The 14994-nt window shown below is 65.6% G+C and carries 15 protein-coding genes and 1 pseudogene; 7 read left to right on the top strand and 9 right to left on the bottom strand.

Annotation, left to right across the window (positions count from 1 at the left end; translation table 11 throughout):
- Nucleotides 1–45 precede the first annotated feature (45 nt).
- The 5 genes from ruvA to B7G53_RS10450 all read left to right on the top strand — a co-directional run bounded on the left by ruvA (nucleotide 46) and on the right by B7G53_RS10450 (nucleotide 5136).
- Entirely contained in the window at nucleotides 46–618 is a 573-nt protein-coding gene (ruvA, locus tag B7G53_RS10470; RefSeq protein WP_096667322.1) for a Holliday junction branch migration protein RuvA, read from the top strand.
- A 166-nt stretch (nucleotides 619–784) separates the two neighbouring features.
- A complete protein-coding gene (ruvB, locus tag B7G53_RS10465) occupies nucleotides 785–1858 on the top strand; it encodes a Holliday junction branch migration DNA helicase RuvB (RefSeq protein WP_096667320.1) in 1074 nt (357 codons plus the stop codon).
- 7 nt (nucleotides 1859–1865) lie between these two features.
- Nucleotides 1866–3170: an efflux RND transporter periplasmic adaptor subunit gene (locus B7G53_RS10460; protein ID WP_255249969.1), complete on the top strand. Its 1305-nt coding sequence runs from the start codon at nucleotides 1866–1868 to the stop codon at nucleotides 3168–3170.
- Between the two features lie 6 nt (nucleotides 3171–3176).
- On the top strand, nucleotides 3177–4403 hold the full coding sequence (locus B7G53_RS10455) for an ABC transporter permease (protein ID WP_096667318.1): 1227 nt from the start codon (nucleotides 3177–3179) through the stop codon (nucleotides 4401–4403).
- Between the two features lie 4 nt (nucleotides 4404–4407).
- Entirely contained in the window at nucleotides 4408–5136 is a 729-nt protein-coding gene (locus B7G53_RS10450; RefSeq protein WP_096667316.1) for an ABC transporter ATP-binding protein, read from the top strand.
- Between the two features lie 156 nt (nucleotides 5137–5292).
- Here B7G53_RS10450 and B7G53_RS10445 read toward each other — a convergent pair.
- A pseudogene (locus tag B7G53_RS10445) lies at nucleotides 5293–5736 on the bottom strand (GFA family protein); the annotation flags it as partial.
- A 357-nt stretch (nucleotides 5737–6093) separates the two neighbouring features.
- Here B7G53_RS10445 and B7G53_RS10440 point away from each other — a divergent pair.
- Nucleotides 6094–6834 (top strand): hypothetical protein, encoded by a 741-nt coding sequence (locus B7G53_RS10440; protein WP_096667314.1) that lies wholly within the window; start codon nucleotides 6094–6096, stop codon nucleotides 6832–6834.
- A gap of 35 nt (nucleotides 6835–6869) precedes the next feature.
- Here the strand turns inward: B7G53_RS10440 and B7G53_RS10435 are convergent, their stop codons facing one another.
- The 8 genes from B7G53_RS10435 to B7G53_RS10400 form a co-directional block, all read right to left on the bottom strand.
- Nucleotides 6870–7109 (bottom strand): hypothetical protein, encoded by a 240-nt coding sequence (locus tag B7G53_RS10435; protein ID WP_096667312.1) that lies wholly within the window; start codon nucleotides 7107–7109, stop codon nucleotides 6870–6872.
- Between the two features lie 113 nt (nucleotides 7110–7222).
- A complete protein-coding gene (locus B7G53_RS10430) occupies nucleotides 7223–8947 on the bottom strand; it encodes a lysoplasmalogenase family protein (RefSeq protein WP_096667310.1) in 1725 nt (574 codons plus the stop codon).
- Between the two features lie 19 nt (nucleotides 8948–8966).
- Nucleotides 8967–10094, bottom strand: coding sequence for a DSD1 family PLP-dependent enzyme (locus B7G53_RS10425; protein WP_096667308.1), 1128 nt, complete (start codon nucleotides 10092–10094; stop codon nucleotides 8967–8969).
- Nucleotides 10094–10738 carry a histidine phosphatase family protein gene (locus B7G53_RS10420; RefSeq protein WP_096667306.1) on the bottom strand — a complete coding sequence of 215 codons (645 nt, stop codon included), beginning with the start codon at nucleotides 10736–10738 and terminating at the stop codon, nucleotides 10094–10096. Before B7G53_RS10420 ends, B7G53_RS10425 begins: the two co-directional genes overlap by 1 nt.
- The gene (locus B7G53_RS10415) at nucleotides 10735–11364 is read right to left on the bottom strand and encodes a DUF4136 domain-containing protein (RefSeq protein ID WP_096667304.1); all 630 of its coding nucleotides are present in this window, start codon (nucleotides 11362–11364) and stop codon (nucleotides 10735–10737) included. The genes B7G53_RS10420 and B7G53_RS10415 overlap by 4 nt, the downstream gene beginning before the upstream one ends.
- A 31-nt stretch (nucleotides 11365–11395) precedes the next feature.
- Nucleotides 11396–12313 (bottom strand): tRNA 2-thiocytidine(32) synthetase TtcA, encoded by a 918-nt coding sequence (gene ttcA / locus B7G53_RS10410; protein WP_441338980.1) that lies wholly within the window; start codon nucleotides 12311–12313, stop codon nucleotides 11396–11398.
- 54 nt (nucleotides 12314–12367) lie between these two features.
- Complete coding sequence (locus tag B7G53_RS10405; RefSeq protein WP_096667301.1) at nucleotides 12368–12739, bottom strand: dihydroneopterin aldolase; 372 nt, start codon at nucleotides 12737–12739, stop codon at nucleotides 12368–12370.
- 52 nt (nucleotides 12740–12791) lie between these two features.
- Complete coding sequence (locus B7G53_RS10400; protein WP_096667299.1) at nucleotides 12792–13586, bottom strand: SDR family oxidoreductase; 795 nt, start codon at nucleotides 13584–13586, stop codon at nucleotides 12792–12794.
- Between the two features lie 66 nt (nucleotides 13587–13652).
- Here B7G53_RS10400 and B7G53_RS10395 point away from each other — a divergent pair, with 66 nt between their 5' ends.
- A complete protein-coding gene (locus B7G53_RS10395) occupies nucleotides 13653–14774 on the top strand; it encodes a class I SAM-dependent methyltransferase (RefSeq protein ID WP_096667297.1) in 1122 nt (373 codons plus the stop codon).
- Nucleotides 14775–14994 lie beyond the last annotated feature (220 nt).

The raw sequence follows: 14994 nt of genomic DNA, 5'->3' as shown, positions 1-14994 counted from the left end.
TATTCAAGTCAGCGGGCACGCGGGAACGACTGCTAAGATTTGCCCATGATCGGACGAATAAGTGGCCTGCTGGCCGAAAAGAACCCCCCGGAACTGCTGGTGGACTGCAACGGCGTGGGTTACGAGGTGCTGGTGCCCATGAGCACCTTCTACAACCTGCCCGGTCTCGGCGAAAAAGTCTCGCTGCTGACGCACTTCGTGGTGCGCGAGGACGCGCAAATCCTGTACGGCTTCGGCAGCGCCAGCGAACGTGCCGCCTTTCGCCAGCTGATCAAGATTTCCGGGGTCGGTCCGCGCACCGCGCTCAGCGTGCTCAGCGGCATGAGTGTGGACGAGCTGGCCCAGGCCGTGACCCAGCAGGAAGCCGGCCGCATCATCAAGGTGCCCGGCATTGGCAAAAAAACCGCCGAACGCCTGCTGCTCGAACTCAAGGGCAAGCTCGGCGCCGACATGGGCATCACCGTCAGCGTGGCCGACGACATGCAGTCCGACATCCTGCAGGCACTGGTGGCGCTGGGCTACAGCGACCGCGATGCGGCCCTGGCGCTGAAGGCGCTGCCGAAAGACATTGGGGTCAGTGACGGCATCAAGCTGGCTTTGAAAGCCCTCGCCAAATGAGCGCCGCGCAGAACCGCTTCAAGCAAGCTCGCGCCCCCGAGGGGCTGGAGTCTGCGGCTCCAAACCTGCTTGTGCAGGTTTGGACAGGCTACAGAAGCGACGCCTCTGGCGAGCGGCGGCCTGCAAGGCCTCGCGCAGTACACGCAGTGACAAGCGTGGGGGCCACATGACCATCCAGACCGACGACTTCGACATGTCCGGCGTGCCGCCGGTGAAGCGCGTCATGTCCGCGGCGCCGGCCTCGCCCAATGAGGAAGCGATCGAACGCGCCTTGCGGCCCAAGCTGTTCGACGACTACGTGGGCCAGTCCAAGGTGCGCGAGCAGCTCGAGATTTTCATCGGCGCGGCCCGCAAACGCAGCGAAGCCATGGACCATGTGCTGCTGTTCGGCCCGCCCGGCCTGGGCAAGACCACGCTGAGCCACATCATTGCGCACGAACTCGGCGTGAACCTGCGCCAGACTTCGGGGCCGGTGCTGGAAAAGCCGAAGGACCTGGCCGCGCTGCTGACCAACCTCGAAAAAAACGATGTGCTGTTCATCGACGAGATCCACCGCCTGAGCCCGGTCGTCGAGGAAATCCTGTATCCGGCGCTGGAGGACTACCAGATCGACATCATGATCGGCGAAGGCCCGGCGGCGCGCTCCATCAAGCTCGACCTGCAGCCCTTCACCTTGGTTGGGGCCACCACCCGCGCCGGCATGCTGACCAACCCGCTGCGCGACCGCTTCGGCATCGTCGCGCGGCTGGAGTTCTACAGCGCCGACGAGCTGGCGCGCATCGTGCGGCGCAGCTCGGGCCTGCTCAACGTGCCCATGGACGAAGACGGTGGGTTTGAAATTGCACGCCGTTCGCGCGGCACGCCGCGCATTGCCAACCGCCTGCTGCGCCGCGTGCGCGACTATGCCGAGGTCAAGGGCGCCGGCCACATCACGCTGGACATCGCCAACAAGGCGCTGGCCATGCTCGATGTGGACCCCCAGGGCTTCGACGTGATGGACCGCAAGCTGCTCGAGGCCGTGATTCACCGCTTTGACGGCGGCCCGGTCGGCCTCGACAACATCGCCGCCAGCATCGGCGAAGAGCGCGACACGATCGAAGACGTCATCGAGCCCTACCTGATCCAGCAGGGGTATCTGCAGCGCACGCCGCGCGGCCGCATCGCGACGCTGGCGGCCTACCGGCATCTGGGCGTGACACCGCCCGGAACCGGCGCCGGCCTGTTTGAACCCGGAACCTGAACTTCCCATGAACCTGGCCCACACCCTTTCCCTGAAACGCGGCTGGATCTGGATGGGGGTCGCGGCCATCGTTGTGGTGGCCGCCGGTGTGGCCTGGTTTGTCCAGAAAAGTCCCCGGGTCGATGTGCTGGAACTGCGTTACGCGCCGCTGCTGCGAACCCTGCAGTTTTCTGCCCGCGTGGCGACCCTGTCGCGCGTGGACGTGGGCAGCACCGTGACCGGTCGCGTCGCCCAGGTGCGGGTGGCCGAGGGTGCGCAGGTGCGCCAGGGCGACGTGCTGGTCCAGCTGGAGACCGAGGAGTTGCGTGCCGCCGTGACGCAGGCGCTGGCTTCCGAGCGCCAGGCCCAGGCGCGGCTGGCCGGCTTGCGCAGCACCGGCCGGACGGCCGCCCAGGCCAGCCTCGCGCAGGCCGACTCGACGCTGAAGGCGGCCGAGGCCGAGCTGGCACGCACCCAGCAACTCGTGAAGCAGGGTTTTCTCAGCGAAGCGCGGCTCGATGAAGTCCGGCGCGCCGTCGAAGTGGCCCGGGCGCAGCAGGCCGGCGCGCGCGCCCAGACCCAGGCCAACGCCGATGCCGGGACCGATGTGGCCCAGGCCCAGGCGCAGCTGGCCCTGGCCAGCGCTGCCACGGCGGCGGCGCGCGCCCGTCTGGCGCAGGCGGCCGTGCTGGCACCGACCGATGCGCGTGTGTTGACACGCGATGTCGAGCCGGGGCAGATCGTGCAACCCGGCAAGGCCCTGATGAGCCTGGCGCTGGCCGGCCCCACGCAACTCACGGCGCAGGTGGACGAGCGTTTCCTCGACCAGTTGCAGCCGGGGCAGAAGGCGGCCGTGGTGGCCGATGCTTTTGCCGACCAGCGTTTTGCCGCCCGCGTGTTGTCGATTGCCCCCGCGGTCGATGCCCAGCGCGGCGCGATCGAAGTCAAGTTTGCGCTCGAGCAGCAGGCCCCGGCCTTTTTGCGGGAAGACATGACCCTGTCGGTCGAGGTCGAAACCGGCCGGCGCGAACGCGCCCTGGTGTTGCCGCTGAGCGCTTTGCGCAGCCAGGCCTCGCCCGCTACCGCGACGGTGCTGGTCGCCGACGCGGGTCGCGCGCAGGAGCGCCAAGTGCGCCTGGGCCTGCGCACGCTGGACGCGGCCGAGGTGCTCGAGGGCTTGGCGGAAGGGGACGCCGTGCTGCTGGGCAGCAGCGTCGCGGCCGGCGCCCGCATTCGCGCGCGCGCTGTGGCCTGGACGCCCGGGCAGTCGGTCGCCAAAGCTGCGGCCACGTCCGAAGCGGGCTCTGCCATGAGCAACGCCATCGGGCGCTGAAGCGGCATGATCCCCGGGCTCGGTTTTGAATGGCGCGTGGCGCTGCGTTTCCTGCGCGAGGGGCGCATGCAAACCGTGCTCATCATCGTCGGTGTGGCCGCCGGCGTGGCGGTCATTGCCTACATTTCGGCGCTGATCAGCGGACTGCAGGGCAGCACCTTGACCAAGACCCTGGGCGCGCAGGCGCACATCAGCGTGCGTGCGCCGGACGACGTGGTCACGCCCGCGTGGCCGGCCGTGCCGGGCACCACCGCGCTGACCGACACCCAGCCGCGCGCGCAGCGCCTGCGCTCGGTCGCCAACTGGCAGGCGCTGCTGCCGCTGCTCGAAGCCATGCCGGCCATCGCCGGCGTGTCCCCCATGGTGTCGGGCGCCGGCCTGGCCCTGCGCGGTGAAGCCACCCAGGCGATTGCGCTGCTGGGTGTGGACCTAGACCGCTATGACCGTGTCGTCGGGCTGCGCAGCAAGGTGATCAGTGGTACCGCGCGGCTGGCGCCGGGCGAGGCCATCGTGGGCCGCGAACTGGCGGCTGACCTGGGCGTGCGTGCCGGTGACCGCCTGACCGTGCAGACCGGCCTGGTCAGCGACTCGGTGCGTGTCACCGCGCTGGTGGACCTCGGCGTCAAGGACCTGAACCGGCGCACCGTCATCGTGCCGCTGCGCGCAGCGCAAAACCTGCTGGGCCTGCCCGGCGGCGCCACCAGCCTGGACCTGACGGTGAAAGACGTCTGGTCGGCCCAGGCCCTGGCCGGTGACCTGCGCCGGCAGTTTCCCTACAAGATCGAAAGCTGGCAGGAGAGCAACGCGCAGCTGGTGTCGGCCCTCAATGCCCAGTCGGTCAGCACCGCGCTGATACGCGGGGTGGTGCTGGTGGTGGTGGTGCTGGGCATTGCCAGCGTGCTGGTCGTGTCGGTCGTGCAAAAGCGCCGCGAGATCGGCATCCTGCGCGCCATGGGCGCCACGCGCGGGCAGATCCTGCGGCTGTTCCTGGTGCAGGGCGCGGTGGTTGGCGCGCTTGGCTCGGCGCTCGGAATTGCGCTGGCCGTGCTGATGATCTGGCTGTTCACGACCTTCGTGCGCGGCTCCGACGGGCTGCCGCTGTTTGTGATCGGCCTTCCGCTGGCCACGGCCGTGCAGGTGGCGCTGATCGCCACCGTGTGTGGTGTGCTGGCCGCGGTGGCGCCCGCGCGCCGCGCCGCCGCGCTGGACCCGGCGCAGGCGATACGGATGTGACCCCATGACGGCTGCCACCGACCCCCGCGCGCTGATCGACATGGGCGAGGTCCGCAAGAGTTACAACATCGGCCTGCCCAGCGAGGCCGAGGTGCTGCACGGCGTGTCGCTGCAGGTGCAACGCGGCGAATTCATCGCGCTGATCGGCCCCTCCGGCTCCGGCAAAAGCACGCTGCTCAACATCGTCGGCCTGCTCGAGGGCATGACGGCCGGCAGCTACCGGCTGCAGGGCCAGGAGGTGCACGGCCTGGACGACGCGGCCCTGACCCTGCTGCGGCGCAGCGCCCTGGGCTTTGTGTTTCAGTTCCATCACCTGCTGCCGGCCTTCACGGCGCTGGAAAACGTCACGCTGCCCGCGCTGATGCGGGGCGGCCACGTCAGTGTGAAGCAACGCGAGCATGCCCGCGCGCTGCTGGCCTCGGTGGGCCTGGCCAACGCCATGGACAAGCGGCCGGCCGAACTCTCGGGCGGCATGCAGCAGCGCGTGGCGATTGCCCGCGCCCTAGTCATGGAGCCGGCACTGGTGCTGGCCGACGAGCCCACCGGCAACCTCGACACCGCCTCGTCCGATGAGGTGTTTGTGCAGCTGCGGCGCATGCACCTTGAACTCGGCACCACCTTTGTGGTGGTCACCCACGACCCGCGCCTGGCCGCGCGTTGCGACCGGCTGGTCGAGCTGATCGACGGGCGCATCGCGCGTGACGAAGCCGTTACTCACACTCCGGCTAGTTGACCCGCGAGTATCGCTGGCGGAACAGCAGAAACGTGACTGTTCTTGAGCGTGCTCAGGGGACAGTCACCAGAGAGTAGGCTCAGAAAACTTGGTTAAGAAAAGTGTAAAAGTGTCAACGAAGACGATGCAAGCTCCACGTCCGCGTCGATCGAATGGTTAGGCATCGCTGCTCGCGTGGGCCATGACCGGTGAGGCGTGCCTTTGTGAGGGTTCTGCTATCCCATCAAGAGTTGATCGTGCTTTGGCAAAGCAATCAACGCCCTCGGGCAATGCGGTTCCGCTTTGTGCTGACCGCGTCCAGATGTGGCTCGAAACAGTGACGGCGTTTGGATCGTCGTAGCAACCACGAGAAATCCCCCTGATGTCAGGCCAGCGTTCAAATGTGAGTGACACAGTCGTTCCACAGTTCGGGCAGAAGTGAACAAAGACCTTCTTGTTGCTTCCATCCGAGGTGTGCTCGTAGCAATTCATCTTTCCGTCGTTGAACTGCACAGCATTTATTGGGAACATTGATTCTGCGAAATACGCGGAGCCTGTTACCTTTTGGCAGAACGTGCAGTGACAGGCAAGCGTCCGCATTGGTGCTTGAGTTGTACTAAACCGGACTGCTCCTCAGAGGCAACCGCCTTCTAGCTTTTCGATCATGACTTGTGTTCCTTGGAGGCGCCAGCCGCTGCGCCCGTTTGAATTGCGATGCCTAACTTTGATATATCCCGAAAAACTGCGGAATAACATGGCGCCTTGGCAGATAACGTGGCGCAGAAAAATCGAAAAAGATGTTGGCAGTCATGTCGTTATCTCGATCGACTGCGTGTTGATACAGACGGATTGAACTTGGTAAGTTGCCGTCACGATTCAGTTCAAGGTGCGTCATTCTCAGCTAACTGCCGTATTTAGACCAGCTCTGCGGTCGCACCCTCGTTTAGGGGCTCGCCCCGCCTGACTACACTGGTGCCAATGAGCAACTTGCCCTCATCACCCCTCGTGCGAGACCGCCTTACTTCCTATTTCCGCAGTGGCGATGCCATGCGCAGCCGCAGCGTGAGTGATGTCGTGCTGTCCGGCATGGTCGATGTGCCTGCGCCTCCTGCCAGGCTGGTGGCCGACTGGGAAAGGGAGATTTCGCTGCACCTGGAACTGGAACCCGGTGACGTCGAGGCCCTGCCTCTGGTGCGAGCGCGTGCGCGCTGGCCGGACTACCGGCGTTGCGTGCAGGCGGTGTCGGACTGGACACACACGCTGGGACTTGCGGACGAGCTCGCCGACGGCGACGTCGCCCTGATGGCCTGCCGTGGCGCGCGTTACCACCACGATGGCGCGCAGTATGGCGGTGCGGCCTTCTGCAATCTCTTTCTGAGCGAGGACAAGGGGCTGGACCTGCATTTTCCGGCAGCAGATCTTCGCATTCCCTTACGCCGGGGCTCGGTGGTGGTCTTCGATACCGGTCAGCCGCATGCGGTGATCAAGCGCCACGACTCTGGCTTTGATGCGGCCGATTTCCCAGCCGGGCAAGACTGCAGCCTGGTGTTCCTGACCTGGGAACTGCCCATTGAAGATGCCGCTGTCGGGCACGCACTGGGGATCAGCTTCGACACCGACCCTTCGACCGCCTTGCTGCTGGTCGAAGAGCAGGTCTGGCTGAACGGTGCGCCGGCCAGTGTGTGCCAGGCGTCCGGTCGGTGGTGCCAGGAAAACTGACCGGCCCGGCACATTCCACCGCGGCCCGTCGGCGGCTATTTGCCCATTTTTCCCTGGAGCACCGCCACCAGATGTCCCTTGGCCTCGGCCAGCTGTGCCTTGTCGCTGTCGTGCACTTTCTGGAAAAATGCGGCGCATTCGGCGGAGCCGGCCTGCTCGGCATCCTTGATGTATTGGTCGTAGGCCATGAGCGCTTGCGCCTTGTTCTGGATCAGCGTGATCCAGTCATACTCAAGGTTGCTGATGGGGTGGCGGTCGGTGGATTGCTCTTGCATGAAAACTCCTGTTGAAATGCAAAAGCATAGGAAGCCGTGGACCTGTCATCTGTAGGCCCGCACCGACGGATGAGCTTCCGTATCGCCGCGAGATGCGTTTCGCGGCTTGGCGTTCAGCTCGCCCGCTGCTCGGCAGTGGCCGGCCGCGCGTAGTGGACGATCAGGATCTGCGCGATGTAATAGGTGCCCAGCACCCACAGCTGCGCCATGGGCAGGGGCTGGGCGAACTTGTTGGTGGCCAGCAGCGCGTCACTGAGCATGAAAAAGCCGGCACCGATGGCCACGCCCAGTGCAGCCTTGTCGCGCAACACCGTGGCCCGGCCGATGGCCTGCGCGGCCATCAGTGCAATCACGATCACGTAGGCGGCCACGGCAAAACGCAGCACCGGGTTGAGCCCGTTGAACAGGACGGCGTACATCAGCGCGCCAATGCCCAGCGTGGCTGCCAGTGCGCGCCGGCTGGGAAACCAGGCCTGGCCCTGTTTGAACAGGGCGATGTAAAACAGGTGCGCGACCAGGAAAGACAGCAACCCGGGGATGAAGAAGCCCTGAAACATCAGAAAGCAGTCACCGGCCAGTGAAAAGGCCAGCCCCGCCAAAAGATACATGTCAAATCTGCCTAAAACCCTTATGGAATATGCGCGAGCAGCTACAAAAACAAGAGCAAAACACAGCGCCAGCGGCTTGAACACGCGGTGCAGTTCCACCAGCCCCAGGGCGCTGGTCGCGGTGGCCAGCGCCGCGGCCTCGATCAGCAGCACCTCGGTCATCGTCAGGCGACCCTGCAGCGCGGCGCCCACGGCCCAGAGCCCGGTGGCCAGCACCCCCAGCCAGATCGCTGACTGCGAGGCCGGCAGGCTGTCGGCGTACCAGAGGAACAGGGCCACGCCCTGCAGCAGCACAACAAACTGCACGGCACCGAACCACATCAGGGGCCGGCTCATGGGCGGGTGGTAACGCTGCAGCCGTGTGATGTCAAAGGCCGGCCGCGGAAAACGCGCCGCCACATCGGCCGGACGCCAACCGGGCGGCTTGAACCAGATGCGTAATTTGTCGCCCCAGTTCCTGGCGTGCCAGGAGTCTTTGGCCAGCGCCCAGTACACCTCGGCGTTGGACCAGAGCGGGTCCCAGCTGTTGAGCGGGCTGCGTGTGCCGTAAATACATTTCTCGTCTTCCTCGCGGAAGCTGCCGAACAGCCGGTCCCAGATGATCAGGATGCCGCCGTAGTTTTTGTCGAGGTAGTTGTCGTTGACCGCATGGTGCACCCGGTGGTTGGACGGCGAGCAGAACCAGCGGTCGAACCAGCCGAGTTTGGGCACGTGTTCGGTGTGCACCCAGAACTGGTAGAGCAGGTCGATCAGCACCACCACGCCGAAGACCAGCGGCGGCACACCGGCGATCGCCATCGGCACATAGAAAATCCAGCCGAGCAGGGCGCCGCTGCTGGTCTGGCGCAGCGCGGTCGAGAGGTTGTAGTCCTGGCTCTGGTGGTGCACTACATGCGCGGCCCAGAAGACCGCGCTTTCATGGCCGGCGCGGTGCAGCCAGTAGTAGCAGAAGTCGTAGAAGACCAGCGCGATCAGCCAGCCGTACCAGGTGGTCCAGAAGGCTTCGTCGGGGAACAGCGCCACCGACGAATAGATGGCGGTGTAGATGCCGACGCGAAACAGCCGGGTGAACACCGCGCTGATCTGGCTCAGCATGCCCAGGCTGATGCTGTTGATCGCGTCGTTCAGGCGGTAGGTGTTGCGGCCCTTGGCGTAGCCCCAGGCGAATTCGATTGCGATCAGCAGGAAGAAGACGGGCGTGGCGAGGACGATGACTTGACTAGGGCTCATCCCCTGATTCTGGCCGGAATCAGGTCAAAGCGCCTCTGGCATCAACCCTGATGATCTGCTCGACCGTACCGCTCTCCAGGCCGCCGCGCACGCCCAGCAGGTGCTCGTGCAGGTTCACGGTCGGGTCGCAGTGGCCGGGGATCAGCCACACCGTGTCGCCCAGCGCCGGCAGCACCGCGCCGCGCAGGATGCCGTGTTCGTCGCCGCCGTTGGCGTAGTCCAGCGCCAGGCCGTGCACCGTCGGCAGGCCGGAGTCGATGGCATGGCTTTTGTGCCCGGCGTCCACCACGGCATGGCTGGCGCAGACGCTCATGACCTGGCTTTTGACGAACAGCGCGTGTTCGAAGGGCGGCTGCGCCGGGTCGCGCTCGTTGTCGGCGTAGTCGCGGTCCATGAACAGGTAGGAGCCCGCCTGCAACTCGCCGTACACGCCGCTGGCGGTTTCCAGCGCAAAGGTGCCGGTGCCTGCGCCGGTAACCAGTGGCACCGCGTGGCCGGCTGCCTGCAGCGCGGCGCGGGTGGTCTGCACATGGGTGATCACCTGCGCAATTGCCGCCTGCCGCTCGGCCACGGTGCGCAGATGCTGGGCGCGTCCGTGGTAGGCCTGCAGGCCGCCAAACTGCAGCGCCGGGTGCCGGGCCATCTCATTGGCCAGTGCGACGGCGGGCGCGCCAGGCGCGAGGCCGCAGCGGCCATGGCCGACATCGATTTCGATGAACACGCGGAGGGCCGCATGCTGGCCGTGCGCGGCCTGGGCCAGCCGGCGCAGGCCTTCGAGGCTGTCGACCGCGATGGCCAGCTGGCCGCCCAGCGCCTGCAGCTCCCGGGCGAGCGCCACCACGCGCTTGAGCTTGAAGGGCGAGACCACCTCGTTGCTGATGTAGATGTTGTTCACGCCCAGCGCCGCCAGGGCTTCGGCTTCCGAGGTTTTCTGGACGCAGACACCGACCGCGCCGCGGGCCATCTGCAGCTTCGCCAGGGTGGCGCTTTTGTGCATCTTGGCGTGCGGCCGCAGCATGACGCCGTGCTGCGCCGCGAACGCCGCCATGCGCTCCAGGTTGCGCTCCATCGCGTCGAGGTCGATCACCAGCGCGGGGGTGTCGATGGCCGCGGCAGGGCGGCCCAGCAGGTCAGACAGCAGGTGCATCAGGTTGTCGTTTCATCGAGGGAGGTGTTGTTGTCCAGGTGCTGGGTGTCGGCCCAGCCGACCAGCGTGAAACCTTCCGGCGTCCAGAGCAGGCGGTTGATGGCCGCATTGCCCAGTGCCCAGGTGCGCGGCGCCTGGATGTCCAGCCGGGTCGCGGCCCGGTACAACACGTCCATCACGCCGCCGTGGCCGACCAACACGATCAACTCGCCCGGATGCCGCGCCGCGAGTTTTTCCGCGGTGGCGACGACGCGCTCGCGCAGTTGCAGCAGCGACTCGCCGCCTGCCGGGGCAAAAGCCGGGTCGCGGGTGCGCCAGAGCCTGGCCTGCTCGGGCAGAACGGCTTCGATCTCGGCAAAGGTCCTGCCCTGGAACTCGCCGAAATGCCGCTCGCGCAAGCCTTGTTCGGCGGTGACCGCCACACCGGTGACGCGGCTGATCGCCATCGCCGTTTCATGGGCGCGCCCAAGGTCGCTGGTGTAGATGGCGCGTATGGGTTCCGCCGCCAGCGCGCGGGCTAGGCGCTCGGCCTGCCAGCGGCCGGTGTCGTTGAGCCCGACATCGAGCTGGCCCTGGATGCGGGTATCCACATTCCAGGTGGTTTCACCGTGGCGTATCGCCAGCACGCGCGCGGACTCGGTCAACGCTTGATCTCGATATTGACGCGGCGCGGCCCGGCCGGCGGCACGGGGAAGCCGCGCAGGGCGGCGTCCAGCATGGCCGACAGCACCGGGTCGGTGTCCAGCCAGGGCTCCTCGCTGACCGCACGTGTTTCATACACGGCCACGTTGCTGCGCAGCTCGCGCATCACGATGCTGACTTCGCGCCGGTAAATCGGCGTGTCCATGCCGCCCAGCGGAAAACCAAAGCCGAAACCGACACCGACGCTGCTGACACCCCCGCCGCTGCCGCCGCCGATAAAGATGTTGGGACTGCCGTAGGGGTAGTAGCCGCCGTCCCAGCGCGAGCGCAGCATGGGCTGGGAGCTGGCGCTGACCTGCACGCTCAGGCTGGCCGCCTGCGGGTTGTGCTGCAGGCCCACCTTTGCCAGTGCGGCCTGGGCCAGGCCTTCGAGCCGGGCCTGCGGCAGGTCTGCCTGCTGTTGCGAGGGCAAACGTTCAAAGCGGTAGCTGCTGCCCGGCGCCGGCGGTGCCGGCGACCAGCGGGCGAAGCTGTTGACCTCGCTGCCGACCACGCGGCTGCTGGCGCAACCGCCCAGCAGTCCGACCAAGAAAAATGCAAAAATGATAGCTGCCAGCGCTTTTTGCATAAGGCCTCCAGGTCTGAATGGCTTGTAAAACCTACAGCGTCACGACGCCCAGCCCGGGCCGGACGGGTTCAAAAAACTCTTCCATGTCAAAGGCCTTGTCGCCTTCCGGGTCCGGCATGCCGGTGCTGCGCAGGCCCTTGAAGTCATGCAACTTGCCGTCCATCAGGTGCGAGGGCACGATGTTTTGCAGCGAGGTGAACATGTTCTCGAGGCGGCCCGGAAACTTCTTGTCCCACTCGCGCAGCATGTTGCCAACCTGCACACGTTGCAGGTTCTGCTGGCTGCCGCACAGCGTGCACGGGATGATCGGAAAGTCGCGCACCTGCGCCCACTTGATCAGGTCTTTCTCGGGCACATAGGCCATGGGCCGGATCACCACGTGTTTGCCGGTGTCGCTGACCAGCTTGGGCGGCATGCCCTTGAGGCGCGAGGCGAAAAACATGTTCAGGAAAAAGGTCTGCAGCATGTCGTCGCGGTGGTGGCCCAGCGCGATCTTGGTGGCGCCCAGCTCCTCGGCCACGCGGTACAGAATGCCGCGGCGCAGGCGCGAGCACAGCGAACACATGGTCTTGCCTTCGGGAATCACGCGCTTGACGATGCTGTAGGTGTCCTGCGTCTCGATGTGGAAAGGCACACCGAGTTGTTCCAGGTACTGCGGCAGGATGTGGTCGGGAAAGCCGGGCTGCTTCTGGTCCAGGTTGACGGCGATCAGCTCGAAGTTGATGGGCGCGCGTTTTTGCAGCTTGAGCAGGATGTCCAGCATGGCGTAGCTGTCCTTGCCGCCCGAGACGCAAACCATGACCTTGTCGCCCTCCTCGATCATGTTGAAGTCGACAATCGCGCGGCCGACCTCGCGGCACAGGCGTTTTTCGAGCTTGTGCTCCTCGCGTTCTATCTTCAGGCCCGCCTTGGCCGGCACCACCGCTTCCTCACCGGCTACGTCATTCATCATTTCATTCAATACGGCACTCATGGATTTACCTCTGGTTGTCGGCGCGGTGCTTCACCACTGGCCGGTCTCGACGCGAATGGCTACTTCGCAGTCGTCAAAAATTTCAAGTTTGGCGATTTTCACGCGCACCCCCAACACGCCGGGCAGCAGCATCAGCCGGTGCGCCAGCTTGCCGATCAGGCTTTCCAGCAGGTTCACATGTTCGGCCGTGCATTCGTTGATGATGATCTGGCGCACCTTGCGGTAGTCCAGCACATGGTGGATGTCGTCGTCGCTGGGCAGCAGCGGCTGCGTGCCCAGGTTGAGTTCGGCGTCCACCTGGATCGGCTGCGGCGCGTTCTTTTCCTGTTCCAGGATGCCGAGGTTGGCGTCGAAGCGCAGGCCGGTCAGCGTCAGGATTTGGGTGCCACGGGTGGTGAACATGGTGAGGGCAGTCTGCATGGAGGGCAAGAGGTGGCGGTGTAGGAGGGTGCGCTCACATCAGTGAGAAATCGCGCTCGAATTTCATCAGGTGCTGGCCGCCGTCCACCAGCAGCGTGGTGCCGGTGATGGATGCGTTTTCCAGCGCAAACCGGACGGTGGCCGCCACGTCGGCCGCGCTGGACGAACGGCCCAGCGGCGAGAGTTTGTGCAGGGCCTGGAATTTCTCGTCGCTCAGCAGGTGGCTGGTCAGCGTCAGCCCGGGCGCCACGCCCACCACCCGCACCTGCGGCGCCAGCGCCATGGCCAGCATGGTGTTGGCGGCTTCGAGCGCAGCCTTGGACAGGGTGTAGCTGAAAAAATCGGGGTTGGGGTTCCAGAGTTTCTGGTCCAGCAGGTTGACGACCGCAAACCGGCCGGTTGGCCCGGTCACCGCCGCGCTGGCCTGCCGCGCCAGCACGTGCGCGTGCAGGGCCTGCGCCAGCATGATCGCCGCGCCGGTGTTGCTGCGCAGGTGTTTTTCAAGGGACGCAAAACCGAAGCTGGTGGCGCTGTCATGTTCGAAGGTGGAGGCGTTGTTGACCACCGCATCGACTTGGCCGAAGTGCTGGATCACTTGCGGCAACAGGCCGCGGACGGCGGTCTCGTCCTCAAGATCAGCATAAAAAAGCTCTGAATCCACCGCCAATGCTACGCAGTCAGCTACTGTTTTGGTAGCATCCTCCTTCGAGCCGCGGTAGTGCACGGCCACACGCCAGCCGCCTGCGGCCAGCGCCAGCGCGATCTCGCGGCCCAGCCGCCTGGCGGCGCCGGTAACGAGAACAACAGGAGCGGGAGACGCTGGTTTCATGTGGTGAAGGTTGGGCAAGCTGGAGGCAGGGCAATCGCCGACAATCCGGGGGTGAGCACCTCTCCCATGACGACACCCCCTAGTTTAACGAGCCCCCTGGCCGCCTACATCCGTGAGGCCATCACCGCGGCCGGTGGCTGGATCGGCTTTGACCGGTTCATGGCCCTGGCCCTGTACACCCCGGGTCTGGGCTACTACGCCCGGGATGCGCGCCAGTTCGGCCTCATGCCCGCCGGCGTGAAGGGCGGCGGCAGCGATTTTGTCACCGCGCCCGAGCTTTCCCCGCGTTTTGGCCAGGCGCTGGCACGGCAGGTGGCGCAGGCCCTGGCGGCCACCGGGACCACGGAGGTCTGGGAGTTTGGCGCGGGTTCCGGCGCGCTGGCGCAGCAACTGCTCGAGGCCCTGGGGCCGCAAATTCGGCGCTACACGATTGTGGATCTCTCCGGCAGCCTGCAGGCGCACCAGCGCGAGCGCCTGGCCGCTTGGGGCGACACCGTGCAGTGGGTCAGCGAACTGCCGGCGCAGATGCAGGGTGTGGTGGTCGGCAATGAGGTGCTTGATGCCATGCCGGTGCAACTGCTGGCCCGCGTGGACGGCGTCTGGCAGGAGCGCGGCGTCGCCGTTCATGGCGGTGTGTTTGTGCCGGCGGATCAGCCGACCGCCCTGCGGCCGCCGCTCGACGTGGCGGGCAGCCACGACTACCTGACCGAGATCCACCCGCAGGCCGAGGCCTTTGTGCGCACCCTGGCCGACCGGCTGCAGGCCGGCGCGGTGTTCCTGCTGGATTACGGTTTCCCCGAACACGAGTATTACCACCCGCAGCGCAGCATGGGCACGGTCATGTGCCACCGCGCGCACCTGCTCGACGCCGATGCGCTGCAGGACGTGGGCGAGAAAGACATCACCGCGCACGTCAACTTCAGCGGCATCGCGCTGGCCGGGCAGGAGGCCGGTTTCCAGGTGCTGGGTTACACCAGCCAGGCGCGCTTTCTGTTCAATTGCGGCGTGTTGGCCGGCATGGAAGATACGCCGCTGGCCGAACGGGTGATGGTGCAAAAACTGATCAATGAACATGAGATGGGTGAGTTGTTCAAGGTCATAGCCTTTGCCGTTGACTCGACGGCCTGTCCGTGGAGTGGGTGGCAGGCGCTGGGGTTTGCGCAGGGCGACAGAAGCCATACCTTGTAGCGGGTTGCACTGCTTCGGGGGCAACCTGTGGTGCTCGCCAAAAGCGGGGGCTAGCTCGAACTCGCCTGCGGCTCAAACAATCGCTCGCCCTTGTATGCTTTCAAAAGGACGATTAAGAGACGCCAACAAGATTTGTTTTGGGAAGTTATCCACAGCCCGTCAGCCCTGTGAGTCGAGAGCTCGAGGATCAGCTTTTGGCGTGGATGACTTGCCGCTTGTT

Origin of the sequence: Polaromonas sp. AET17H-212, assembly GCF_002379085.1 — a bacterium.
Taxonomy (GTDB): domain Bacteria; phylum Pseudomonadota; class Gammaproteobacteria; order Burkholderiales; family Burkholderiaceae_C; genus Polaromonas.
Note: the sequence above shows the minus strand (reverse complement) of the source record. Positions and strands in the feature narration are given on the sequence as shown.

What these genes read in the sequence shown, in the direction of transcription:
- B7G53_RS10425 (WP_096667308.1), bottom strand. Translation starts at nt 10,094, where the DNA reads ATGCACCTGCTGTCTGACCTGCTGGGCCGCCCTGCCGCGGCCATCGAC.
- B7G53_RS10430 (WP_096667310.1), bottom strand. Translation starts at nt 8,947, where the DNA reads ATGAGCCCTAGTCAAGTCATCGTCCTCGCCACGCCCGTCTTCTTCCTG.
- B7G53_RS10440 (WP_096667314.1), top strand. Translation starts at nt 6,094, where the DNA reads ATGAGCAACTTGCCCTCATCACCCCTCGTGCGAGACCGCCTTACTTCC.
- B7G53_RS10450 (WP_096667316.1), top strand. Translation starts at nt 4,408, where the DNA reads ATGACGGCTGCCACCGACCCCCGCGCGCTGATCGACATGGGCGAGGTC.
- B7G53_RS10400 (WP_096667299.1), bottom strand. Translation starts at nt 13,586, where the DNA reads ATGAAACCAGCGTCTCCCGCTCCTGTTGTTCTCGTTACCGGCGCCGCC.
- ttcA (WP_441338980.1), bottom strand. Translation starts at nt 12,313, where the DNA reads ATGAATGACGTAGCCGGTGAGGAAGCGGTGGTGCCGGCCAAGGCGGGC.
- B7G53_RS10455 (WP_096667318.1), top strand. Translation starts at nt 3,177, where the DNA reads ATGATCCCCGGGCTCGGTTTTGAATGGCGCGTGGCGCTGCGTTTCCTG.
- B7G53_RS10405 (WP_096667301.1), bottom strand. Translation starts at nt 12,739, where the DNA reads ATGTTCACCACCCGTGGCACCCAAATCCTGACGCTGACCGGCCTGCGC.
- B7G53_RS10415 (WP_096667304.1), bottom strand. Translation starts at nt 11,364, where the DNA reads ATGCAAAAAGCGCTGGCAGCTATCATTTTTGCATTTTTCTTGGTCGGA.
- B7G53_RS10460 (WP_255249969.1), top strand. Translation starts at nt 1,866, where the DNA reads ATGAACCTGGCCCACACCCTTTCCCTGAAACGCGGCTGGATCTGGATG.
- ruvB (WP_096667320.1), top strand. Translation starts at nt 785, where the DNA reads ATGACCATCCAGACCGACGACTTCGACATGTCCGGCGTGCCGCCGGTG.
- ruvA (WP_096667322.1), top strand. Translation starts at nt 46, where the DNA reads ATGATCGGACGAATAAGTGGCCTGCTGGCCGAAAAGAACCCCCCGGAA.
- B7G53_RS10395 (WP_096667297.1), top strand. Translation starts at nt 13,653, where the DNA reads ATGACGACACCCCCTAGTTTAACGAGCCCCCTGGCCGCCTACATCCGT.
- B7G53_RS10435 (WP_096667312.1), bottom strand. Translation starts at nt 7,109, where the DNA reads ATGCAAGAGCAATCCACCGACCGCCACCCCATCAGCAACCTTGAGTAT.